We start from the raw sequence: 24208 nt of genomic DNA, 5'->3' as shown, positions 1-24208 counted from the left end.
CCCACCTTTAACCAACAATATAAGTGCCGGTTCCAAAGGCGATTAACATGCCATCTTCGTTGTGCATTTCCATGCGAGCAACAGCTACGCGGCTGCCAGAGCGAATAATGGTTGCGGTGGTGATAAACTCGTTGCCGCGGCCGGGGCGAACATAATCAACGCGTAAATCAATAGTGCCGCAACGGGCCATCCGCTCAACAATTTCTTCGGCACTTAGGTTTTTTTCCATACGTTCGATAACGCTCGCCATAATCACTACGCCACCGGCTGTATCGAGTGCGGTAGCTGTTGCGCCACCATGTAGTATCTGCATCGGTGCGTTGCCAACAAGCTCGTCTTTCCATTGAAAGCGAACTTCGGATTCTTGGCCATCGAATTTGGTTACCTTGATGCCTAAATACTTCTGAAACGGAATTCGTTCGTTCATAAAGGCGGAAAGTTGATCAATTAGGGTAGAATGCGTCATAAGCTCATGGTTATCTGTGGCTGGGATGCCTACAATAGGCAGCAACCGCTTTTGAGTCAACGACGTTGCTCATGCTATTTAGAAATACTGCGTATTTTCTTACAGAGTTCGCAGTTTTAATTGGTTTTCGCAACAAATAAGAGAGTTTTCGTGTTTTCTACCGATTCCGCCGAAGCGTATGCACAACGAGCAGCAGAATCTGCAAGTAGTGATTCTGGAATGCCTGATCTTACTTCAGCCCGCCGGTTACTTCGTGACGTATTTGGTTACGATAAATTCCGTTTTGGCCAAGAGGAAATCATAGGCAATGTATTGCAAGGGCGCGATACGTTGGCACTGTTGCCTACTGGCGCAGGAAAATCGATGTGTTACCAATTGCCAGCCATGCTGCTGCCGGGTGTAACCATTGTAGTCTCGCCACTTGTTTCGTTGATGGATGATCAAGTTGCGGCGATGCGTGAGCTTGGTATTGCCGCAGGCGCTATTCATTCTGGGTTAAATGCTCCAGAAGTCATGGATACTTTTCGCAAACTTCACAATGGTGAATTAAAAGTATTGTATCTAGCCCCTGAGCGTTTATTACAACGCTCGTTTCAAGAGCGGCTCCAAGAAGTAAGAGTTTCGTTGATCGCGGTTGATGAGGCGCATTGTATTTCGCAATGGGGCCATGATTTTCGGCCTGAGTATGGGCAACTCGGCGAAATTCGCGAGCAGTTACCGGGTGCGCCCGTACTTGCACTAACCGCAACCGCCGATGCGGTAACGCGGCAAGATATCATTGAGCGCCTGCACCTTGATGATTCTGCGCTGGTGCAAGGATCTTTTGATCGCCCCAATATTCGTTATTTGGTGCAAGAAAAATATAAGCCGCGCACGCAAGTGCTGAAATACGTTAAACGCCAACGCGGCGCCTCCGGAATTATTTACTGCGGTAGCCGCAAGCGTACCGAAGAATTAGCAGAAATGCTTATGCGCGAAGGCATTCGTGCAGCGGCCTACAATGCCGGTTTACCGCATGATCAACGAGCTGCTGCGCTGCAAGGTTTTATCCGCGATGATATTGATGTGGTGGTAGCCACCGTGGCCTTTGGTATGGGGATTAATAAACCGAATGTGCGTTTTGTAATGCACTATGATTTACCGCGCAGTGTGGAAGCGTATTACCAAGAAACCGGGCGTGCGGGCCGCGATGGCGCTGCCGCTGAAGCGGTGATGTTATACGAACCTGGTGATGCGGCTTGGGTTTGGAAAATCTTAGAAGAACATGATGAAACCCCGCAACTCCGTGTTGAAAAACAAAAATTCTCGGCCATGACCTCTTTCGCCGAAGCACAAACCTGCCGCCGTGTTGTGTTACTGAATTATTTTAATGAATACCGCGATAAGGCCTGTGGGAATTGCGATTTGTGTATTCAGCCGCCACGGCAATACGATGGCACCGTTGATGCACAAAAAGCATTAAGTTGTGTGTATCGCACGGGTCAGCAGTTTGGTGTGCACCATGTGGTTGATGTGCTGCGTGGGAGCCAGAACCAAAAAATAAAACAGTTTAATCATGAGAAACTCTCAACTTACGGAATTGGGAGCGATCATTCGGCTGAATATTGGGTGTCGGTTTTGCGCCAGTTAATTCACCGCGGTTTACTGGTGCAAGATATTCGTCGGCATAGTGCTTTGGTGCTTACCGAAGAAGCGCGGCCCGTTTTGCGGGGCGAAGTTGCGCTTACCTTGGCCGAACCACGCTTAGCTACAACGGCACAGTTGAACAGCGTGGTTGAACAGGGTCAACACGATAAAGCCCTATTCCGGCGTCTGAAAAAGCTGCGCAAAGAAATAGCCGAAAAAGAAGGTAAGCCACCGTTTGTGGTATTTAGTGATGTAAGTTTGCAAGAAATGGCATTATTGCTGCCAAGTTCTGAAAATGAATTTTTACGCATCTCGGGTGTGGGGCAAATCAAGCTTGAGCGTTATGGCGCGGCCTTTATAACTGAAATCAATGATTATCTAGCTGCTGAGAACTGAATAATCTTCCAGCGGTTGTAAATGTATTGTTATATTTGTTGTATAATCTATACTCATTAAAATGACAGCTAAATTACATTTAGGTAACAAAAAAGAAGTTATTTTCGGCAAAAAACCTATGAAACTGTAAGGAATTTGTCATAGAATACGCGCGCTTTAATTCACGATTGTCATTGAATTGAAATAATTCGGTATTATCGTTATGCGTCCAAGCTTACAGAAAAACTCTCACACACTAACTATGCAGGAAAATTGGCATGACTAAGACAACGAAACTGACTCGCATTGCAGCAGCAGTAGCGCTTACGTTAGGTATGTCTGGAATCGCAATCGCAGATACGTCATCTGCTATGCGCGGCCAGATCGTTGGTCCACAAGGCGAAGTAGTGGCCGGCACTCGCGTAATCATTCAGCACGTTCCATCAGGTACCGTAACCACCGTAGAAACCAACGAAGCGGGTGCATTTACCGCGTCGGGTTTGCGCGTTGGCGGTCCTTACATTGTCACCATTGATTCAGATGTATACCAAGGCACTACCTTAGAAGATATCTTCCTGCAGTTAGGTGATGCTTACCGTCTGAATGCCCAGTTAGAGCCGCGCAATAACAATATTGAGCGCATTACTGTAACTGGACGCACAATTAATACTACTTCATTGCAAGCTGGCTCTTCGAGCACTTGGGGTGAAGATGAAATCCGTAACATGCCTACTTTTGACCGCGATTTGAAAGATGTTGTGCGTCAAAACCCATTGGCTACTGACTTGGGTGATAACAACCGTTCACTTACTGTTGGTGGTAATAACCCACGTTACAACAGCATCACCGTTGACGGCATCGGCCAAAACGATGATTTCGGTTTGAACTCTGGTGGTTACCCTACTAACCGTTCACCAATCTCAATCGATGCAATTGAACAGGTTTCTATTGAATCAGTGCCGTTTAATGCACGTTACAGCGGCTTTACCGGCGCTCGTATCAACGCCGTAACGCGTTCTGGTACGAACGAGTTTTTCGGTTCGTTATTCTATGAATTTGCAAGTGATGAATTGGCAGGAACACCAGATCCAAGCCGTTACACGCCAGATGCAAATCGCCCGAACTTAGATTATAAAGAAGAGAGCATGGGTTTCAGCGTAGGCGGCCCAATTCTTCAAGATCGTTTGTTCTTCTTCTTAAACTATGAAGAGTATAAAGAGCCAACTTCAATCCAGCAGGGCCCGTTAGGATCTTCTGCAGTTGAAACCAAGAACATCGACCCAAGCGTAATCAGCCGTATTCAGAATATTGCTAATACCGTTTACGGTGTTGATGCAGGTGATTGGAACGTTCAGCCAGAACAGCAAGATGAAAAAATCTTAGCGAAAATCGATTGGAACATTAACAACGATCACCGCTTAGCATTTACTTATCAAAATGCGCAAGACGTAGCGGCTAACAACACCACTACTGGCGGCCAAACTAACCTGAACTTAAACTCATATTGGTACAAGCGTACTCAGGAAATGGATAACTTTGCGTTGCAAGTGTATTCAAACTGGACGAATAACCTTAGCACTGAGTTTAAAGCGTCTGTAAAAGACGTGACAACTGGGCAAGATCCAATGCTTGGCCGTAACTTTGGTCAGGTACAAGTTCTATTTACTGCTGATGAAAACCCAGCGGGTAATGGTGGTCAAATCAACTTAGGCCCAGACCGTTCACGTCATGCGAACAGTTTAGAAACCACTACTACTGAACTTCAGTTACACGGTGAATATTTGTTGAACGAGCACCAAATTCAGTTCGGTGCTGAGTATCAAACTATTGATGTATTCAACGAATTTATTCAAAACTCACTAGGTAACTTCTACTTCGATAGCATTGAAGATTTTGAAAATCGCTTTGCGGCAACGGTAGAATACCAAAATGCATTCACCAACGTAGCTGCTGATGGTGCTGCTAACTTTGAGTACGGTACTACAGCACTCTACTTGCAAGATACGTGGGATGTGAACTGGGATCTTACTTTAAGCTTCGGCTTACGTTACGAGCGTTTCAGCTCTGACGACCGTCCAGCATTAAACGAAAACTTCGTTGCTCGTTATGGTTTTGATAACACTAACAACATGGATGGCTTAGATTTATTGCTTCCACGTTTTAGCTTTGACTACCAGTTTAACGATAACATCACGATTCGTGGTGGCGCGGGTATGTTTGCCGGTGGCCGTCCTAACGTTTGGATTTCAAACGCGTATACCAACGATGGTGTAACGGTTGTTGCTGCTCCAAACCTTAACAACGTTTCAAACGTAGATATCACTAGTGTTCCTCAAGAAATGCAGGATTCACTAACTGCAGGTGATGGTAACACCACACCAATCGACCCTAACTTCAAAATGCCATACGACACTCGTTACAACTTAGCGGTTGATTACGAAGAGTTAGACCTTGGTTATTTAGGTGAAGGTTGGTTTGCGTCTGCGGAAGTTATCTACACGAAGAAAGATCGTGAAGTGGCATGGACAAACCTTGCTAAAGCACCATTGTTGAACGATGCTGGCGAGCAAATCACTACTCTTGGTGGTCGTCCGTTATATGTTAGCTGGGATCCACTAGCTGGTGACCGTCCTGATACTATCGGTGGTTCTAATACCGACCGTTACGATATCTTGCTAACGAATGTATCTGGTGGCCGTAGTATCGTTTCTACCTTCAGCTTAGGTAACAACTGGGATAACGGTTTAAGTGTTCGCTTTAGCTACACTAACCAAGATGTTGAAGACATCACATCTGGTGGTTCATCTACTGCGCACTCGAACTACAACTTCCAAACAGCTGTGGACAAAAACCAGCCAATCGTTGGTCGTGCTTCATACGAAGTTGAACATCGCTTGATGGCGTCTGTTAACTACAGCAAAGAGTTCTTCCCAGGCTACCGTTCAAACTTTAGCTTATTCTGGGACCGTACTTCTGGTCGTCCATATAGCTACGCGTTGGATACCTTCCGCTTCCGTGGTTTCGGTGATGGTTCACAAAACAACTTGTGGTCTTCAACCAACTACTTGCCGTATATCCCAACTGGCGCGGATGATCCAAACGTACGTTATACTGGTGGCTTAACTTACGCTCAGTTCGCCGAGTGGATTCAATCAGCTAACCTAGAGCAATTTGCTGGTGGATACGCAGTGCGTAACGAAGGTAACCGTGGTCCATGGAATACCAACCTAGATTTCCGTTTTGAACAAGAAATCCGTGGTTTCATGGAAGGCCATAAAGGCTCTATCTACCTTGATATCCGTAACGTGTTAGCGTTACTGGATCAGAAGAACCAACGTCACACAGTAAGCTTCTCTGATACTGGTGTTCGTTTAGCTTCTGTATCTGTAGATACGGTAACTGGACAATACATCTATGGCGCACCGTTCGGTGGGTTTGATGAAACGCCAGCTTCTGCAACCAACTATAACGCTCGCGCGTCAACTTGGTCAGCGAAAATTGGTATCCGTTACCAGTTCTAATAACTTAGGCTAAAGCCTATAGGTTATAGAGCAAACGTAATAGAAAAGTTAAAACCGGTCATTGTGAAAACAATGGCCGGTTTTTTTATTGGGCTAAAGTCTAATCCGAAAGTGGTACGTATATTGCTAGAATCACGAATAAGTACGGGTTTAAGTATTGCCTATTCCATGATGGAATTATTGATATTTTGATACATACTGCAATATGTAAAATAAAATGTGCATTGCAGTGAGGCGTATAAAATATTTATGCAGGCGATACCAAATAACGTTTACTCATCCAATGGGTGCCTAATAACAACAAGTAGGAAATGCCAATGAATTCTATTTTCGTGTTAATTGCAGGTATTGTGGCAATGGCGCTTGGGTATTTTATTTACTCCAAGTTTATTGCTGAAAAGATTTACAAACTTGATGCAAATTTCCGTACGCCGGCTCATGAGTTTGAAGACGGAATCGATTTTGTGCCCACCAACAAATTTGTATTGTGGGGGCATCACTTTACCTCCGTGGCCGGTGCAGCACCTATTATCGGCCCAGCGATTGCGGTTATCTGGGGTTGGGTACCGGCCTTCCTTTGGGTTATTTTCGGTACTATCTTCTTCGCGGGTGTTCACGATGCTGGCGCTATTTGGGCCAGTAACCGGAACAAAGCGAAATCTATTGGAGCATTAACGGGTGATATCGTAGGTAAGCGTGCGCGTAGCTTATTTATGATTGTTATATTCCTCGTACTTCTGATGGTAAATGCCGTGTTTGCGGTGGTGATCGCCGGCCTATTGGTTGATTTCAATAGCGCTGTTATCCCGGTTTGGGGCGCAATATTTGTAGCGCTGATTATCGGCCAATTGATTTATCGCAAGTTAGTAGGCTTATTAGCCGTATCTATTATCGGCGTAATCGCCTTGTATGCATTAATCGGCCTCGGCCCTGTATTTCCGCTCGCGCTACCTGAAACCTTTATTGGTCTATCCGATCGCGCACAGTGGATTGTTATCCTATTTGGCTATGCGGCGCTAGCCTCTTTACTGCCGGTATGGATGCTGTTGCAACCCCGCGATTACATTAATGGCTTGCAGTTGTTCATTGGCTTGATTCTGCTTTACGCCGCGGTATTAATTGCCGGACCAAACATGGTTGCCCCCGCGTTTAATACCGATCTACCGGCGAATACACCGTCAATGATTCCGCTGCTGTTTGTAACTATTGCTTGTGGTGCCATTTCCGGTTTCCATGGCCTAGTTGCCGGCGGTACTACATCGAAACAACTCGATAAAGAAACCGACGCAAGGTTCGTTGGTTACTTTGGCGCAGTAGGTGAAGGCTCGCTTGCGCTGGCGGCTATTATCGCGGCATGTGCTGGCTTTGCTACCTTCGGGGATTGGCAGGCCGTGTACCACTCGTTCGGGCAGGGTGGCGTAAACGCATTTGTTGCCGGTGGTGCCAGCATTATTAGTGAAGGTATTGGTTTGAGTGAAAACCTCGCCCAAACCCTACTCACAGTAATGGCTGTTCTGTTTGCGGGTACAACGATGGATACCGGCCTACGATTGCAGCGTTACATATTCCAAGAATGGGGTTCGATATATAACATCAGTTGGATGCAGCGGGTAGTGCCAGCCACTCTGCTTGCAGTGGGCGCATGTTTGCTATTAGCCTTTGGTGCGGGTGGCGCAGATGGTTCCGGGGGATTAACGATTTGGCCATTATTCGGAACCACAAATCAGTTACTTGCAGGGCTTACATTGCTGGTTATTACGGTAATGCTAGTGCGCTATGGCCGGCCGATGTATGTAACCCTGATTCCACTTATCTTCTTGTTAGTAATGACAGTAGCGGCGTTGGTGCTGCAACTGCATACGTTCTACAACCAGCAAGATTGGTTCTTGTTTAGCCTCGATATTGTGGTGCTGATTGCAGCTATTTTAATCGCTCTAGAATGTGGCTCGGTGCTGAACCGCTTACGCAAAGGCGAGAAAAATCTCGAGTAGTGGTAGTGTGCTCTATAGGTTTTAGTTTTAGCCCGAGCTTTGCCACCGAGGCAAGGCTAGGGCTATATGTGTTCTAGAGCTATGCATTCGAGGTACAAAGATATGGCCCCTAAAACTAATGAAGGCAGCAAGCTTGGCAAAGTAAAAGCGCTTTGGAAAAAAGCCAATGCCTTTGCAGAGGAGGCTTATAATGCGCCCTACCGCTCGGCTATTGCACGGGCACAAAGAGACCAAGACGACCTGTTTATGTTGTTGGTTTATTCAGAATTGATGGGTATTCCAAACCCTGCAACTTTTTATACCATGGAACTACAACCGCTGATGCTTGAACGTTTTCATGAATGGCATATCCGTATGGGTATGGAACACTCCCCACTTGATAATATGCGGTGCTGTTAATGCCTTCCTTACATCAATTAGTAAATGAATTAACACGTAAAAAGCTAATTCTGGTGGGTGGTAAAGGTGGTGTAGGCAAAACCACATTATCCAGCGCTATTGCGGTTGAACTTGCTGCTCAAGGTAAACGAGTGCTGATCATTTCTACCGATCCCGCACATAGTTTAGGCGATGCATTGGGTTGTCATGTGGGGAATCGAATTCAACCGGTGCATGAGAACCTCGATGCACTAGAAATAGACCCTGACATAGAAGGGAACACTCACATCGCTAAGATAATCTCGCAAACCAAACAGTTTGTTCATCCTGAAATGTACGCGGAAGTAGAGCGGCAACTGCGAAGTTCAGCGCAATCGCCAGGCGCACAAGAAGCGGCGCTACTCGAACGGATGTGCCGGGAGATAGATCAAGGTTTCGATAAATACGATGTACTCATTTTTGATACCGCCCCAACGGGCCATACGTTGCGCTTGTTGAGTTTGCCAGAATCGATGGCAGCGTGGACCCAGGGCATGTTGAAGCACGATAAAAAATCACAAGAGCTTGCGGGTGTGTTAGCGCACTTGGCACCTAAAGCCGGCAAAGATATTGATAACCCAATGGCCGAGCCAATGAACCTTGCTACTGCCGAAATGAGTGAGCGCAGTAAAGGTATTACCGAAACCTTATTAAATCGGCAGCGGCTCTTTCAGCGCACTCGGCGTATTCTTAAAGATGCTGAATATACAGCGTTATTATTTGTACTTACCCCTGAAAAACTACCCATTTTGGAAACCGAAAGAGCAGTGAAATCACTGTTGGCTGCGAAACTGCCGATAGCAGGCTTGTTGGTTAATCGGGTGTTACCGGAAAGCGCAGATGGCAGCTTTTTAGCACAGCGTAGGGAGCTTGAGCTGCAGCGATTAGCGGAGATTGATAAGATATTCAAACAACTTCCGCGTTATCGTGTGCCGTTGCAAGCAACCGATATTGAAGGTGTTGAAGGATTGCGAAGTTTGTTTGCGAGTTAGCGTAGTCTCGCATAGTAAAAAAATGAAGGGCTTTCACTTTTGAATAGCAGTGAAAGCCCTTTTTTTGCGGCTAATATTCTCTAGCGGTTAATATCTTCCGCCCGGGGCGCCGACATCGGTTGCGCTTCGAGTTTTGGATACGGATTTTCACGAAGTAGCTCGCGAAGCACCTGAATGCCCCGATCTAACTGGGCATCACCGCCGTTGAACGTAGCAAACGGCAGGTTATCAACTTCGATATCAGGGGTAACACCAAAGCCCTCGAGTATCCAGCGGCCGTCCATTGCATGTTGTGGCGTTTCGGCAACGCGGGCAACTCCTCGATCGGCTAAGCTATTACGACCCGAAAGCCAAACACCTGCACCGGTTGTTTGCTTACCTACAAGTGGCCCAAGGTTCAGTGCTTTTACGCCAGCTGAAAAGGTTTCACCATCGGAATAAGTAAGTTGATCGGTAAGTACCACGAGCTGACCCATAAAGGTTTGCTGCATGTTGGTATAGCCTTCACCTAAACGAGGTTGCCAGAAGCTCCAAGCGCGGCGTAATAGTTTCTCAATAATCCAGCTATCAATGTTGCCACCGCGATTTCGGCGTACATCAATAATCAATCCTTCTTTTTGATAGTTTGCATAGAATTCACGCGCAAAGCTGGCAATATCGCCGCCGCCCATTGCGTAAAGGTGCAAATAGCCGAATTTGCCATCACTGGCTTCAGTTACTTTATCGCGGTTATTCTCAACCCATGTTTCATAGCGTAAGCGATGATCACGGCCAGTGCTCACTGGGATAACAACGGTCTGGTGCGTTTCGCTATCACGGGCAATATTTAGCAACACTTGTTTGCCCGTTTGCCCACGCAACGCCGTGATAAGTTCGCCAAGGTGGCTAACAGAACGCCCGTTAATATGGGTAATAACATCACCCACAGCCGCATCAACTCCGGGTGCGCTTAAAGGCGCCGCTTGATCGGGTAAATCAGCATCAACCCGATAAATGGTATCGATACGAAGCCCGTTAGCGGCCATACTGAATTGCCCGCCTAAGCTAGCGGCACTTGCCCGCTCGCTTGGTGATGAGTACTCTCCACCACGAACCTGTGAGTGTAAAACGTTGAGTTCACTCAACAATTGCGAGAAAACATCATCAAGTTCGTGCCGATCAGTGAGCCGATCTAGTAAAGGCTCATATCGCTCGCGCATTTCCACCCAATCAACGCCGCGCATATTACTATCAAATAGGAAATCGCGGTGCATTAACCAAGCATCACGGAACATTTGCCGCCATTCCTCAGTTGGCGAAAATGCTAACTGCCAATCACTTGTGCTCACTTTCGCATTGCCTAAATTACTAGGCGCAGTTGCATTGGCGTTCACAATATACATATTGCTGGCGCCGTTCTGGCTGAAAAACAAACGCTTACCATCGTGCGATAGCTGATATCCGCTCACGTTGGTAGCAAAGGTTTCGGTTTTCACATCCGTTTGGCTAAATGCAATGCTGTGTAACGTTGGTGGTGAGCTCCAATCAAAAGAACGGGTTTGCACATAGAGCCGCTCGTCATTGGCGCTTAAGTTGTAATAATTGTCTGCAGATAATGGAACCTGCCAAAGACGTTCAGGTGCCCCCGCTAGATCGATGTTTTGTTCTTTGGCGGCTTCGTTATCACAGTTTGCCACTTCTTGTGGCGGTGCAAATGGGAAGCAGGCATCGGGCTTTAATGCCACCGCATAAATCAACGAGCGGTTGTTGAACATTGGCCCAAGATTGCGATCGCCCCACGGAGAGCTAGGTGTAGCGCGGAAGTTTCTATCGGAAAGGAAATATAGCCAGTTTCCATCACGGCTAAATGCCGGTGAACCCGATTCGTATTTATCTGAGGTAATAACCTGTGATTCTTGAGTAGTTAGGGAATATACCCATACTTCTCGGCGCGAATCATCTTGGCCATTCCGCGCAAAGGCTAATAGCTCGCTATCGGCATTCCACACCATATCGGCAATGCCGTAATGGCCAGCGGCGCCCTCGTTAATGCGCTGATTTTCGCCGGATTCTAAATTTAGTAACCAAAGATCACCGTTTTTATCATCGTGGGCTAACCATTTGCCATCAGGCGATTGCGAAAGGTTCCAACGGAATGTGGTGCCATTTTCGGTAAGTTGTTCAGCGCCCTCGGAGCCATCAGCAGGAAAACGCCAAATTTCGTTTTCGCCGCTGTGGTCGTTTAGCGCGTATACCCACTTGCCATCAAGGCTCAGAAGTGCGTTGCGTGAACGGCTTTCAGCTGGGGTAGCGATTTGTACTAGCCGACGCGGTCCAGTATTGGCTACTGCAATTTGGCTTCGTGCGGTGATAACAACCTGATCATTGCTATCAAAGCGGGCAGAGGTGATATAACTCAACGGGTTTTCTAACCAGCGCTCCTGGCGGGCGGTGAAATCGCTGGTGAGAGTGATAGGCAAGGTACGCGAATTGCCACTCGCAATATCTAACATATGCAGATCGGCGCCCCGTTGATAAACAATATTGCCATCATCAAGGCTTGCCGACCAAATCTGCCAATCATCGTAATCGGTATGCTGGCGGAAATCGCGGCCAGCCGTTGTCATCGACCAAATATTTGGTGTGCCATCGGCATCACTAATAAAATAAATACGACCCTCATGATACATGGGCCGTTTCACTGAGCCTTCATGGCTGCCGGTAAGAAGTGTCGCTTCGCGATTCGAACCAAGGTTGTAGCGCCAAATTTCGCCTTTCGCACCGCCCCGATAAACGCGCGCATTATCACCCGTGGCTTGCAGCCCAAAGCGAGTAAAATATACCTCTTGGCCGTTGTCGTTGGTTGCCCCTTCGATGGCATCCACCAAAGGCAATGTCGTTGTCTCTAAGCTTTCAGGATTTACAGTTCGTAACACCCACTGGTTCGCCGGGCCAACCACGTTATCGGTGCTATACATTACCTCGCCTTGCGGCGTCCAGCCTTGCACTCGAACACGGCTATTTTCAAAGCTAACGCGTTTGGGAACACCGCCTGCAATGGGCATTACATATACTTCAGCGGCGCCTTCATAGTTAGCTACGTAAGCAACGTATTCGCCGTTGTGCGAAATGGCGGCACCAATTTCTTCAGTGGCGTGGGTAGTTAGGCGTTTTGTGCCACTAGCGGTGCTGTGCCACAAATCACCTTCGGCGGTGAATACAATTTGATCTTGATGAATAGCAGGTGCGCGATAATAACCTTGCTCAGCATGCGCGGCGGCACCGGCAGTGAGCAAGGCGGCTGTAATTAAGCCGAGAGAGAATGTGTGCATTTTCATGGAAAAATTCCGCTTTAGTTAAGAATAGGCCTAGAGCAGAATTACCGATAGAAAATTAGTTCTTATCCGGCGATTTTGTGGAGCCTAGGCCACCGCTTATAACCAGCTGTAAAGCTTCGGCTGGTTTCATATCAATGTTCTTGGTACAAGACTTCGGAACAATTACCGTATAACCACCCACGTTATATGCCATCGGCAAAAACACAGCTAATTGCTCGTCTTCGAGTAAAGTCGACATTCGATCATCTTTTATACCGCTTTTCTTGGTAACAATGCCAATCAGTTCAACCTCTGATTGTGGGAGTTTAACGAGAACTACCGATTCATCGGCAAAATTCTTGCCCGACATTACTTCGATAATATCCTGCATCATGCCGTAAATTTGCTTGGCTCCAGGAATTTTCATCAGTATTCGGCCAGGCATTTGCCAGAGCCAATCGGCTTTTTGCCAACGCGCACTGAAGCCAACAAGTGTACAAATAATAAGAAAAGCGATGGTGGCCATGCCCGGGATATACCATTCCGAACGCAGTACCAACTCGAGTACAGGCGCAAGCCTAGATTCGATGGTAATTAATAACCAACGAATCACTTCAATGGTGATAACCAAGGGCAAAATGATAGCTAGCCCTTTTAATAAACTACGAATAACAAGTTTCATGGCTTCTCTCTCTTGGCCTTAGTAAATGCGATGAGCTGCGCGTTAATCAATTTAGTTGGAAACTACAGCACTGATGCCCAAAATGATTATGGCCACGTTGGCAAACCAGCTTAGCATAAAGAAATAACTACGCGGGCTTGGATTTTTATCCGTGGCAATACCATAGTAAAGAACCATGTGGGCAATGCGGCTGACGATCATAATGGCCATGATGCCTTCTAACCACTGGGGGTTGGCGCCAGCGAGAATGGCAAAAATCGCACCACCGATCATAGTGGCTGCGTTTTCTAACGTATTCTGATGAGTACGCCAAGCTCGAAAAGTAAAGTGCTTGTGGCCGGCATCCCGTGGCGGTAACCCGGGAATCGCCCCTGGTTGTGAAGCTTTCGAGTATGAGGCCACCAACCATTGCAACAAAATGAGGCACAGCAAAATACCTAGCCAGAGAATAGTACCGTTATATTCAGAAAGATCTAACATCATAAGGTGGCTCCAATTTTGGGAATAAATTCAAAAGCTAAACGTTTAAGGTATAGTTATAGCTTAACACTGTAGCTTACTCTACAGATCTTGGGAGATAGAACCATGCAAATATTCGCGAAACGAACGATTTTCAGCTCACTAATAATTAGCAGTGGCTTGCTACTGGGTTGCTCAGATCAAGTATCGTCGGAAAATCCTGAAACAGCCGCAATGCAAGGTATTACGGTTGAATCATCCACGCAAGTAACCGAAGCAATCAAAGCACGGATCGAACGCGATTCTTCTACGGCCTGTATTGCAGCTGCACGATTACAGCGCAATGACGATGGCGGTGTGCGTAGTGAGCGCGGGTTCTATTGCGCGGATGAACAAAGTGCCCTGCCTACGGCTGATTCTCGCTATGAAATTGGTTCTGTTTCAAAAGCAATGCTGGGCGGTATATATGCGCACTTAGTAGCAGAAGGTAAGCTCGATATAAATCAACCCTTACAAGATTGGGTGCCGGAAGGTATTGAGGTGCCTCAATTCAGTGAAAATCCAATTCTATTGCGGCATATGCTTACGCATACTTCCGGATTGCCTCGTTTACCAGCGCGCTTGATGCCTGCTGAAGTGAACGACCCTTATGCTGATTTCACCGAAGAAGCACTTTGGCAATCACTCGCCGAAGCGCAATTAGTCGCGGAGCCAGGCGAACAATTTGGCTATTCAAATTTTGCGTTTATGCTGCTTTCAAATATTGCGGCAAAAGCATCGGGTGTGCCGCTCGCTGAGCTCTATGAGCAAACGTTATATACGCCGCTTGGCATGGTGAATGCGAGCTTTACAGGCGAAACTATGCAACCGCTTAGTGCCGAAGGAGATCAAGTACTCAACTGGAATTTTGCCGAAGACATGCAAGGGGTTGGAGGCGTGCGAGCGAGCTTAAGCGATATGGAAGCATGGGTGAGTGCGCAGCTTGGATTTGGCCCAGAAGCACTCACTACCGCATTTGCTACCAGCCATGAAGTTTTGGCAGAAACTGAGCAAGTGAATGTGGGGTGGGCATGGTTGCATGCGCCAGTGCAAGGCAATACATATATTACCCACGGCGGCGGAACCGGTGGTTTTGCAACTATGGTAGCCATTAATCCGGAAACTCAGCAGGCCGCTATTGTGCTGAGTAATGCTGCGTTATATCAAACTGGTGATGTACAAGCGTTGGCGTTGCATTTGTTGGATGCCAATATTCCTCCAGGTACGCCACACATGCCCATCATGATGCCCGATTCGGTAAACCTTGAGGATTACTTCGGTTATTACGAGCTTGTACCTGGCTTTGTGGTACACGTATTTGCAGAGAATGGTGAGTTAATGATTCAAGCTACCGGCCAGCCTTCTGCGCCAGTTACCTATAGCGACGCGGATGTGTTTGAGAACATAGCATACGGAGCAAGGTTTGTGTTTGATCGCAATGAAGAAGGCGATGTTGTTTCGGTTACGTTATACCAAGCAGGGCAAGAACTCTCTGGCGAACGTAGGTTAACCGCAGATTAAGCGTTATAACCATTTTCTATAATAAAATAGCCGGCCTTGCTTATGCTTCGCCGGCTTTTTTTTATAAAAGCCGTTTTAGTAGCCGTAAAAGAGCGGCTTGTTTTACCGGCTTTGGCAAGAACGCCGCTTTTATCTCTACTACTTGCTCACGAATACTTTCATCTGGGTCTGCCGTGCTTAAAATAGCCGGTAACTGGCTTTGCCAGTGCTCTCGTAACATCCGAATACCAGTAACCCCAACTTCATCGTTATCTAAGTGGTAATCAACGAATAATAAATCTGGCTTCTGGGTAATCGCCATGGCTTCTTCTATAGAATGGCATGGGGTAACTTCGGCGCCCCAGCCTTTTAAAAGTTTGGCGATGGCTAATCGTAATGTTTCATCATTGTCGAGTAGAAGAATATGCACGCCCTGGAGAACAGCCGTTGATTGCGGTGCTTCCGGTAACACTGTTGATTTCGCTGGTTCCGTTTGCCATCCAGTGAGCGGCAGTACGATGCCAAAACAAGTGCCTTTTCCCTCAGAAGACTTCAGGGTAATAGGAATTTGCAGTAACCGGCACATGCGCTCCACAATCGCGAGGCCTAAACCCAAACCGGGGTTATCAGCCTGATCGCCAAGCTGGTGGAATTCCTTAAATATTTCGTTTTGCTTGTCGGCGGGAATACCTCGCCCGGTATCAATGATCTGTAACTCAATTGCGTGTTTATCACGGCGCCGAATACCACAAAGCACCCGGCCACTTTCTGTGTAGCGAATGGCATTTGAGATCAGATTTTGAATAACTCGGGAAAGCAAACGCTTATCTGTGGATATCCAGGCCTTGGTAGGCTTAACCTTGAGTGCTAGGCCTTTTTCTTGCGCTAAAATAGTGAATGACTCCGTGAGCGGTAGCAGGATATCGTCGAGAGGGACCTGTTGAATATCGGGTTTCAGGTTACCCGATTCTAACTTTGTCATTTCCAAAAGCATGGTCAGTAGCTCTTCAGCGTTGCTCAACGATTGTTGAATTTGCGCAGCTAACGCAAACTCTTCTTGTTGTTCAGCCCGCTCTAAGCGCTGTTGCAGCATTTCGCAGAACAATGAGGCGGCGTTAAAGGGTTGCATTAAATCGTGTCCGGCTGCAGCAAAAAAGCGCGATTTACTTAAATGCGCTTCTTCTGCCGCCCGCTTCGCTAACTCCATTAAACTGTTTGCCTCGGTGAGCTCTTGCGTGCGTTCTTTTACCCGATTCTCGAGCTCTAGGTTAATGCTGTGCAGCTCTTCTTGTGCTTTCACCAACTTGGTAACGTCGGTGTAAGCTGTTACAAAGCCACCCTCAGGCATCGGATTACCTTGCAGCTCAATGACTCGGCCCTCGTGCTGGCGCTGATACCGGTAACTACTGCCTCGGCGCAAGTAATTTAAGCGCTTGTTTACTTCTTCTTGGATATCGGAATCAGGATGCCCGAATAACCCCCGTTTTGCGTTGTAGCGGAGTAATTCAACCACCGGCATTCCGGCATGAATAAAGCCATCTGGGTAATTAAAAATCTGTAAATAGCGCCGATTCCACGCTACCAAGCGCAAATCTTTATCGATCACGCTAATACCTTGAGGAATGTTCTCGACACTGGCTTGTAGTAGCTCACGATTGAATCGATATAAGCGCGAAGCTTCGGTGGCCCAATCGGCCATTGCTTCAGCATTTACTTCTGAGGTACGTGCCAACCCGTGTAAAATTAAACGGCTCGCTGCACTGCCTACCGCACCCGCGAGTTCACGCTCAACGCGCTGTAAAATTACAGGCGGCACTAATCCTTCTGAAGGCGCCGCGGCCAACGTTAGGCCTAATCGTTTATCTAACTGCACGGTGTCTCTGGCATCAATAAAGCGGCTAAGTACCGATCGTAACTTACCCCAACTTACCTGCGGGCGCGTGCCTACATCAGTGTAATCCGCATTGGGCTGCAAAAATCGTAGGGCGTGTTTACGTTCAACGGAGCTATCGGGTAGGAATAATGAAACCAGAACGAACAATAAAATGTTTACCGAGAGGCTAATCAGAATACTGTTGCTGATAGCTAAATCAGTGAGTTGCTGGGTGCTGCTCAACGAAGGCAATAGCAGGAGAATGGCCCATAGGACGGTTCCCGCGCCAAGTCCGGCAATTGCCCCGATTCGGCTGCTGTTTTGCCAAAATAGGCCGCCAATAAGTGCAGGGCCAAGCTGTGCGAGTAATGCCATAGCAATCAAGCCATTACTCACTAGCGGTACACCACTTTCGGTAGCCTCATGATACATGTAGGCCAGAGAAATGATGAGCACCATGGTGAGCCGGCGAATAGTAAGCACTACGCCGGAAGTTAATCTGAATTCTTGCTGTTTAGCTTTTCGCCAGCGTAGCCAAAGCGGCGTAAACACATCATTGGAAATCATAATACTCAGGGCTAACGTAGCCATAATAACCATACTGGTAGCCGCAGCTAAGCCACCAATGAAAGCGATTATGCTGATATCAGGCCTATCCATTAGCACTGGCAATGCCAACATAAACATATCTTCGCCCCGGCTCTCTGGCACCAGCAAAATACCAGCAAGCGTGATCGGAAGAATGAAGAAGTTAATTGCAAACAGATAAAGCGGAAATGCCCAACGCGCGGTTTTTAATTCTTCGGGGTGGGTATTCTCAATGAAGTTCACGTGGAACTGGCGCGGTAGTAAGAACATCGCCAATGCGCCAAGTAGCATGTGAGTGATATAGATATAAGTGCCGTTAGGTAAGCCGGCTAAAGCCTCTTGTGCAAGCGGAGCAGCGGCAGCTTGAATAAGTAAATCATCGAAACCGTTGAATAATTGGTAAGTACAAAAGAGGCCAATAAGGGCAAAACTTACAAGTTTTACGATGGATTCAAAAGCCACAGCATCCATGAGGCCCGGGTGCTTTTCCGATAAGCTTAATTTACGTGCACCGAATAATATAGCGAATAAAATCATCACTACCGCAACACCTGCACTGACATCGGTAAACCACGGAATGCGGGTAGCATCAACGCCAGTAACAGCTGAAAAGCTTGCGCTTACCGCGCGTAGTTGCAGTGCAATATATGGCACGAGCGCGACTAAGGATATAAAAGTAACGAAAACAGCAATACTGTGGGATTTTCCGTAGCGCGAGCCTAATAAATCCGCTATCGAGGTTAAATTTTGTTGTTTAACAACGGTTAACAGCTTCATAAGGAAGCCGTGGGCAAACAAGAAGATAAAGATCCCGCCAAGATAGGTAGGCGCGAACCACCAACCATAATGCGCTGCTTGCGTTACCGTGCCGTAGAATGCCCAAGTTGTGCAGTGCACGCCAAGCACCAGTGAATAACGCCATGGCCGAGGTTTATCGCGTTGCTGCTTCTCACCCCGTGAAGCAATTAAAAACAACACCGCTAAGTATGTGAGCGCCACAAAGATAACGAGATAAGCTGGCAACATAAATAACTCTCTTCTTCTAACCTAGGGTTATGAAATGAATTGCTTCTTCAAACGCAGGCTTTACCATAGGGTATCGCTACTATGAACTGAAGCTTTCGGAGCTGATACTTTGCCCCCTCGAACACTATGCTGCCCTTTGTGCTTACACACCATTAATGCGGAACCTTGGCATGTGGAAACCCGTAAACCTTTGCAAGGGCGGGAACACTATAGTTGTGAAAACTGTAAACTTGTTTTTGTACCCGAGGCATTTCATGTTTCCGATGCCCAGGCCTTAACGATATATAATCAGCACGATAACAACTCCAACGATTTGGGTTATCGAACTTTTTTATCGCGCGCCGCAGAGCCGGTTTTGCGTTTTTTACCGAAAGGCTCGCAAGGGCTCGATTTTGGTTCCGGTCCGGGGCCAACCTTATCGTTAATGCTCAACGAAGCAGGTATGCGCTGCTTTGAATACGATATTTTTTACGCCAACGTGCCGGAACGTTTACAGCAAAACTATGATTTCATTACCAGTACGGAAGTGTTTGAGCATTTGCCGCAACCAAGGCAAGTGCTAAATCAATTAGTACCGCTGTTAAATCATGGAGGCCTGTTGGTGATCATGACGCAAAGGCCCAAAACTATCGAGCGTTATCAAAAATGGAACTATATTCTTGATCCAACACACATTACATTCTTCCGTAATGAAACCTTTGAGTGGATTGCTGCTCACTGGGGTATCGAGCTCGTTGAGCTACACAAAGATGTTGCCGTTTTTGCTAAGCGCTAGCCTTAACTTATTCCTCTTCATCTGCTTTCAACATATCATGAAAAATGACACCGGCCTGTGTTCGGTTAATTACCCCAAGCTTTCTTAAAATAGCCGAAACATGCTGTTTTATTGTGGTTTCTTGCACATCAAGTTCATAAGCAATTTGCTTGTTTAATAAGCCATCAGCAATACAGGTAAGTACTTTAAATTGTTGGGGTGTGAGTTGTTCAAGCTTGCTGGCAAAATCTTGGCTTGCCGCGCTTGCTGGCCGGTTCAATTCATCTTTTAAGTGTTCGGGAAGCCAGCTATCACCGCTTAACACCGCGTCAACCGCATTCATGAGCATAGGTAAAGGCGCTGATTTAGGCACATAGGCGCTGGCGCCAAAGGCCATGGCGCGGCGAATTACATCAATACTTTCATTCGCGGAAACAATCAGAATCAATACGTCAGGAAACTGATTGCGCACCGCTGTTAGGCCGGTAAGCCCGCGGTTTCCAGGCATATTCAGATCAAGAAACAGCAACTCCACCTGCCGCTCTTTTTCGAGCACAGTTTGAAGTTCAGTAAAATTTTCTGCTTCCAATACATCACTGCCCAGCGTAGCGGCTAAGGCTTGCTTTAAAGCGGAGCGAAATAGTGGGTGGTCGTCTGCAATAATGGCTCGTGCCATGCAACTCATCTTCTTCATAAAGCATGGAACCTATTTTGTACCTGATGTACAACAATGCTGCAAGGTAAGCATTACCCTTTGTTGAAATACGTACAGGCGTAGTTGCAGAAAAAAGCCACCGCTACGGTTAAATAACGGTGGCAAAGTTTTACCAGAGAAACTACATGTTTTTCATTCAACTAACTTAGAAGCGATAGCCTACAGTTAGCGCTACAGTGCGCGGAGCGCCGTAGTAACCAACAATAGTATCTTCACCACCTAAACCAGGGCCGATAATATTACCTTGCGCATCACGAGGTGCAGCAAAGTTATAGCCTGCCAAGCGATGTTCTTTATCAAACAAGTTTTTCACGTGTAAACCAGCTTGCCATTTACCGCTGTTGGAATACCAAACTAGGCTCGTGTTCGCGATACTATAGGCATCCATATCTAGCATTGATGGAACTTCGAAGATTTGCGTGTCACCACGGTAAGCTAAGTTACCCGACCACACTAGATCGCCGCTCATTACATCGCGGAATTCTTGCACAAAACCTATGTTTGCACTGACTTCAGGTGTGTTTGCAAATGACCACAAGCCAGAAACATCTTCGTTTTCCTGAGTTTGCGGATTAAAGAAAATAACCTGATCGAAGCTGGCATCAACAAAACCTATCGACGCATTGAACGACAGTGAATCCGTGGCCTGCGCGAGCGCTTCAATTTCGAAACCTTGCACAGTGGCATCAGCTGCGTTCAAAACTTGCGAAGCAACACCAGCCGCAACAGCGCGCTGCACGGTAACTTGCATGTCTTGGTAATCAGAGTAGAAAACAGCAGCATTTAAACGCACGCGGCCGTCTAACAACTCACTTTTCACACCAAACTCATAGGTATCTACAATTTCTGGATCGTATGGATTAGCGGCATCTGGGTTCAGAGAAACGTCAGCCCGCATATCAACACCACCAGATTTGAAACCGTTGCTGTAGCTTGCGTAGTACATTAAATCGCGGCTTACTTGGTATTGCACGCTGGCATGCGGTGAGAACCGGCTCCAATCAGCGGCAGTGGTGAAATCAGAGTTCACTACCAGTGGGTCGCCAACAGCTTCACCTGGGTATACTTGGCCGAGATAAGTGAATCGATATACATCAGCCACTTTATCATCTTTAGTGTAACGGCCACCTAAAGTGAATGACCATTGGTCATCAAGCTGGTAGGTACCTTGCCCGAAAGCTGCGTAACTTTCAGTTTCTACACAACCGCCGTTCTCAACGGTAACGCCCAAACCACCAAGAATAGTGCCGAACACACCACAAGCTTCACCATCGTAGTAGTACACACCACTCACGAAACGTAAGTTATCGCCAACATAGTTCAGTTGGAACTCTTGCGTGAACTGTTCATCTTCATAAATAGCAGGAACCAACAATGTTGGCATTTCTGTAGAATCGAAGTCGATGTTGGTATCAGTAAAGCCTTCACGTTTGGCCGTTACCGATTTAAACATCCAGTTTTGGTTGAGCTCCCAATCTACAACCGCCGACAGACCTTCGGTTTTCACGTAATTATCAACAGGCATTGCGGTGCGAGAATCATAAACGCTATCAAGCGGAGCATCGCCGGTTACTTGGCTGGTTGTTAAGCGATAGCCACCACGAGAGTTCGAGTCATCCTCAGTTCTATCGGCTGATAACCGAACCGTTACTGTATCTGAAGGCATCCAAAGTGCACTAATGCGGCCAGTGGAAAGTTCCTTATTGTAGTTGTCATCACCGGTATTAACATATTCACCGAAGCCATCGCGGTTTAGCGAAGCGATGGCACCACCCACATAGAAATTATCGGTGATAGCGGTTTGCCCAGAGATTTTGAAATCCCGGCGATTGTAATCGCCAATCGTACCCTGTACGCGCAGCTCCGGATCGCCCGTGAGCTGAGCGGTTACATATTTCATGGCGCCACCGATGGTGTTTTTACCATACAGGGTACCTTGTGGGCCGCGTAGCACTTCAATGCGCTCTACATCAAAGACTTCAAGAACCGCACCTTGTGGGCGGGCTACATATACATCATCAATGTAAACACCAACACCTGGCTCAAAACCCCAAAGTGGATCTTGTTGGCCCACGCCGCGAATATAAGCGGTTAAGGTGGAGTTAGTACCACGGCTTACTTGCAATGTGGTGTTTGGAATACGTTGTTGCAGCTCGGTGATATCGTTGATACCCACGCGCTCAAGGTCCATTTCCCCAAACGAACTTACCGAAACTGGCACTTCTTGCAGGTTTTCGGTAGTACGACGAGCAGTAACTTCAATACGCTCTAGGCGGTTTGCTTGCTCTTCTTCATCTGCATCCTGCGCTACTGCTGGCATCGCTAGGCCGAGTAGAGCACTGGTAACAGCAGCTGCACATAGGCTGCGGCGGAACTGCTGGTTTTTCAATGTAGTTGCTTTCATCTTGCTTCCCCCAAGGGTTTGTCTTTTCCAGACGTTATATTTTTGTTACGGATGCAACATTAGCCTAAGTTGAGGAATTTGTGACCTGTACCATAGTACTATGGGTAGAATTTAGTTCTTGGCCGACAATAACGCTCAATGACGAAAACGCTAATGTGCGCATCGAATAATAAAAAAAGAGGTGTTTATGCTGAGTATGATTGGTTTAGTAGGTGGGCTTATATTATTGATATTGCTCACCTTACGCGGGTGGAATTTGTTCATCAGCGCTCCCGTTTGTGCGCTCATCGTAGCATTATGTAGTGGCATTCCGGTATTTCTTGGCGATGTGAATTTCGTAGAAAATTACATGAATGGCTTCTCTGGCTTTGTGGCGTCTTGGTTCTTTATGTTCTTGCTCGGCTCTATTTTTGGTAAGTTTATGGAAGATACCGGGGCTGCCGATAGCGTAGCCGAATGGATTATAAATAAGCTCGGCAAGAAACAAGCGGTAATGGCTGTGGTGCTTGCTTGTGCGATTCTAACTTATGGTGGCGTAAGTGTTTTCGTAGTGGCATTTTCAGTATATCCAATGGCCTTGAGCTTATTTAAAGATGCAAACTTACCACGCCGATTCATTCCCGCAGCACTTGCATTTGGCTCGGTTACATTCACCATGACATCAGCAGGCTCGCCGGAAATTCAAAACTGGATTCCAATTCAATATCTTGGCACTTCGCCTTATGCAGCGTGGGAAGTGAGTTTGGTAGTGGCCATTATTATGGCTGTAATTGGCTACTGGTGGTTAATGAAAATCATCAACAAAGCGGTAGCTCGAGGTGAGCACTTTGTTGAACGGGAAAGCGATCCAAAACTCGTTGATCGCCGCCGGCCACATCCAATTACAGGTCTTATTCCGTTGGCTGTTGTTCTTACCCTTTCTTTTTTCTTCCACGAAAAATACGCGCAAATGGCCTTAATTATTGCACTTACCGGTGGTGTGCTAGCCATTATGGCAATCAACTGGAAGTTCTTTAACGATATGCAGCATGCGCTTGGACAAGCCACTACAGGTGCGCTCGTTGCTATTGGTAATACCGCGGCGGTAGTAGGTTTTGGTGCGGTGGCTCGTGTTACACCCGCATTCGATCAAGCAGTAGTGGCAATGACATCATTGCCAGGCAATGAATTAGTAGGTGCCGCGGTAGCTGTGAGCGTGATTGCCGGTTTAACCGGTTCAGCCTCAGGCGGGCAGGTTATTGCACTACCCGAAGTAGGCCCGCACTATTTGGCCGCAGGTGTGAGCCCAGATCAGTTGCACCGTGTTGTTTCTATTTCGTCCGGCGCCCTCGATTCACTTCCCCATAATGGTTACGTAGTAACTACTATTCGCGGGATTTGTAATGAATCGCACAAAGATGCGTATTGGGCGGTGGGTGCAGTAACGGTTGTGGTTCCGGTGATTGGCTTAAGCATTGCCATCCTATTATTTAACCTATTTTAAA

15 protein-coding genes are annotated in these 24208 nt (G+C 47.0%); 8 read left to right on the top strand and 7 right to left on the bottom strand.

The genetic code is table 11. The features are described from left to right. Window positions 1-7: 7 nt before the first annotated feature. Window positions 8-466: a thioesterase family protein gene (locus tag CWE13_RS09110; protein WP_126807938.1), complete on the bottom strand. Its 459-nt coding sequence runs from the start codon at window positions 464-466 to the stop codon at window positions 8-10. A gap of 219 nt (window positions 467-685) precedes the next feature. Here CWE13_RS09110 and recQ point away from each other — a divergent pair, with 219 nt between their 5' ends. The 5 genes from recQ (at window position 686) to CWE13_RS09085 (ending at window position 9388) form a co-directional block, all read left to right on the top strand. After that, window positions 686-2488: a DNA helicase RecQ gene (gene recQ / locus CWE13_RS09105; protein ID WP_126808007.1), complete on the top strand. Its 1803-nt coding sequence runs from the start codon at window positions 686-688 to the stop codon at window positions 2486-2488. Between the two features lie 257 nt (window positions 2489-2745). Continuing rightward, on the top strand, window positions 2746-5988 hold the full coding sequence (locus CWE13_RS09100; RefSeq protein WP_126807936.1) for a TonB-dependent receptor: 3243 nt from the start codon (window positions 2746-2748) through the stop codon (window positions 5986-5988). Window positions 5989-6305: 317 nt separating this feature from the next. Beyond that, window positions 6306-7979, top strand: a complete 1674-nt coding sequence (locus CWE13_RS09095; protein WP_126807934.1) for a carbon starvation CstA family protein — start codon at window positions 6306-6308, stop codon at window positions 7977-7979. A 102-nt stretch (window positions 7980-8081) separates the two neighbouring features. Then, entirely contained in the window at window positions 8082-8378 is a 297-nt protein-coding gene (locus tag CWE13_RS09090) for a cory-CC-star protein (RefSeq protein WP_126807932.1), read from the top strand. Beyond that, window positions 8378-9388 carry an ArsA family ATPase gene (locus CWE13_RS09085; RefSeq protein WP_126807930.1) on the top strand — a complete coding sequence of 337 codons (1011 nt, stop codon included), beginning with the start codon at window positions 8378-8380 and terminating at the stop codon, window positions 9386-9388. The genes CWE13_RS09090 and CWE13_RS09085 overlap by 1 nt, the downstream gene beginning before the upstream one ends. 80 nt (window positions 9389-9468) lie before the next feature. On the opposite strand, the gene CWE13_RS09080 is transcribed toward CWE13_RS09085, so the two are convergent. From CWE13_RS09080 to CWE13_RS09070, 3 genes are read right to left on the bottom strand one after another with little or no spacing between them, the layout of a single operon-like run. Continuing rightward, complete coding sequence (locus CWE13_RS09080) at window positions 9469-12705, bottom strand: S41 family peptidase (protein ID WP_126807928.1); 3237 nt, start codon at window positions 12703-12705, stop codon at window positions 9469-9471. Between the two features lie 55 nt (window positions 12706-12760). Then, complete coding sequence (locus CWE13_RS09075) at window positions 12761-13366, bottom strand: DUF502 domain-containing protein (protein ID WP_126807926.1); 606 nt, start codon at window positions 13364-13366, stop codon at window positions 12761-12763. A gap of 51 nt (window positions 13367-13417) precedes the next feature. Beyond that, the gene (locus CWE13_RS09070; RefSeq protein ID WP_126807925.1) at window positions 13418-13849 is read right to left on the bottom strand and encodes an MAPEG family protein; all 432 of its coding nucleotides are present in this window, start codon (window positions 13847-13849) and stop codon (window positions 13418-13420) included. A 102-nt stretch (window positions 13850-13951) separates the two neighbouring features. Between CWE13_RS09070 and CWE13_RS09065 the strand changes: the two genes are divergently transcribed. After that, complete coding sequence (locus CWE13_RS09065; protein WP_126807923.1) at window positions 13952-15385, top strand: serine hydrolase; 1434 nt, start codon at window positions 13952-13954, stop codon at window positions 15383-15385. A gap of 61 nt (window positions 15386-15446) precedes the next feature. Here CWE13_RS09065 and CWE13_RS09060 read toward each other — a convergent pair whose 3' ends face one another. Beyond that, window positions 15447-18851 (bottom strand): hybrid sensor histidine kinase/response regulator, encoded by a 3405-nt coding sequence (locus tag CWE13_RS09060; protein WP_126807921.1) that lies wholly within the window; start codon window positions 18849-18851, stop codon window positions 15447-15449. Window positions 18852-19023: 172 nt separating this feature from the next. Between CWE13_RS09060 and CWE13_RS09055 the strand changes: the two genes are divergently transcribed. Beyond that, complete coding sequence (locus CWE13_RS09055; protein WP_241973667.1) at window positions 19024-19626, top strand: class I SAM-dependent methyltransferase; 603 nt, start codon at window positions 19024-19026, stop codon at window positions 19624-19626. Between the two features lie 7 nt (window positions 19627-19633). Here the strand turns inward: CWE13_RS09055 and CWE13_RS09050 are convergent, their stop codons facing one another. After that, complete coding sequence (locus CWE13_RS09050; RefSeq protein ID WP_126808003.1) at window positions 19634-20281, bottom strand: response regulator; 648 nt, start codon at window positions 20279-20281, stop codon at window positions 19634-19636. A gap of 184 nt (window positions 20282-20465) precedes the next feature. After that, window positions 20466-22724, bottom strand: a complete 2259-nt coding sequence (locus tag CWE13_RS09045; RefSeq protein WP_198677931.1) for a TonB-dependent receptor — start codon at window positions 22722-22724, stop codon at window positions 20466-20468. Between the two features lie 187 nt (window positions 22725-22911). Here CWE13_RS09045 and CWE13_RS09040 point away from each other — a divergent pair, with 187 nt between their 5' ends. After that, window positions 22912-24207, top strand: a complete 1296-nt coding sequence (locus CWE13_RS09040; protein WP_126807920.1) for a GntP family permease — start codon at window positions 22912-22914, stop codon at window positions 24205-24207. Window position 24208 lies beyond the last annotated feature (1 nt).

It is taken from the genome of Aliidiomarina shirensis (assembly GCF_003987345.1).
Taxonomy (GTDB): domain Bacteria; phylum Pseudomonadota; class Gammaproteobacteria; order Enterobacterales; family Alteromonadaceae; genus Aliidiomarina; species Aliidiomarina shirensis.
This window is presented reverse-complemented; position numbering and strand designations above follow the sequence as displayed.

Excerpts from the sequence above, each read along its gene's own strand:
- CWE13_RS09110 (WP_126807938.1), bottom strand. The coding sequence starts at position 466 with ATGACGCATTCTACCCTAATTGATCAACTTTCCGCCTTTATGAACGAA.
- recQ (WP_126808007.1), top strand. The coding sequence starts at position 686 with ATGCCTGATCTTACTTCAGCCCGCCGGTTACTTCGTGACGTATTTGGT.
- CWE13_RS09100 (WP_126807936.1), top strand. The coding sequence starts at position 2,746 with ATGACTAAGACAACGAAACTGACTCGCATTGCAGCAGCAGTAGCGCTT.
- CWE13_RS09095 (WP_126807934.1), top strand. The coding sequence starts at position 6,306 with ATGAATTCTATTTTCGTGTTAATTGCAGGTATTGTGGCAATGGCGCTT.
- CWE13_RS09090 (WP_126807932.1), top strand. The coding sequence starts at position 8,082 with ATGGCCCCTAAAACTAATGAAGGCAGCAAGCTTGGCAAAGTAAAAGCG.
- CWE13_RS09085 (WP_126807930.1), top strand. The coding sequence starts at position 8,378 with ATGCCTTCCTTACATCAATTAGTAAATGAATTAACACGTAAAAAGCTA.
- CWE13_RS09080 (WP_126807928.1), bottom strand. The coding sequence starts at position 12,705 with ATGAAAATGCACACATTCTCTCTCGGCTTAATTACAGCCGCCTTGCTC.
- CWE13_RS09075 (WP_126807926.1), bottom strand. The coding sequence starts at position 13,366 with ATGAAACTTGTTATTCGTAGTTTATTAAAAGGGCTAGCTATCATTTTG.
- CWE13_RS09070 (WP_126807925.1), bottom strand. The coding sequence starts at position 13,849 with ATGATGTTAGATCTTTCTGAATATAACGGTACTATTCTCTGGCTAGGT.
- CWE13_RS09065 (WP_126807923.1), top strand. The coding sequence starts at position 13,952 with ATGCAAATATTCGCGAAACGAACGATTTTCAGCTCACTAATAATTAGC.
- CWE13_RS09060 (WP_126807921.1), bottom strand. The coding sequence starts at position 18,851 with ATGTTGCCAGCTTATCTCGTTATCTTTGTGGCGCTCACATACTTAGCG.
- CWE13_RS09050 (WP_126808003.1), bottom strand. The coding sequence starts at position 20,281 with ATGGCACGAGCCATTATTGCAGACGACCACCCACTATTTCGCTCCGCT.
- CWE13_RS09045 (WP_198677931.1), bottom strand. The coding sequence starts at position 22,724 with ATGAAAGCAACTACATTGAAAAACCAGCAGTTCCGCCGCAGCCTATGT.
- CWE13_RS09040 (WP_126807920.1), top strand. The coding sequence starts at position 22,912 with ATGCTGAGTATGATTGGTTTAGTAGGTGGGCTTATATTATTGATATTG.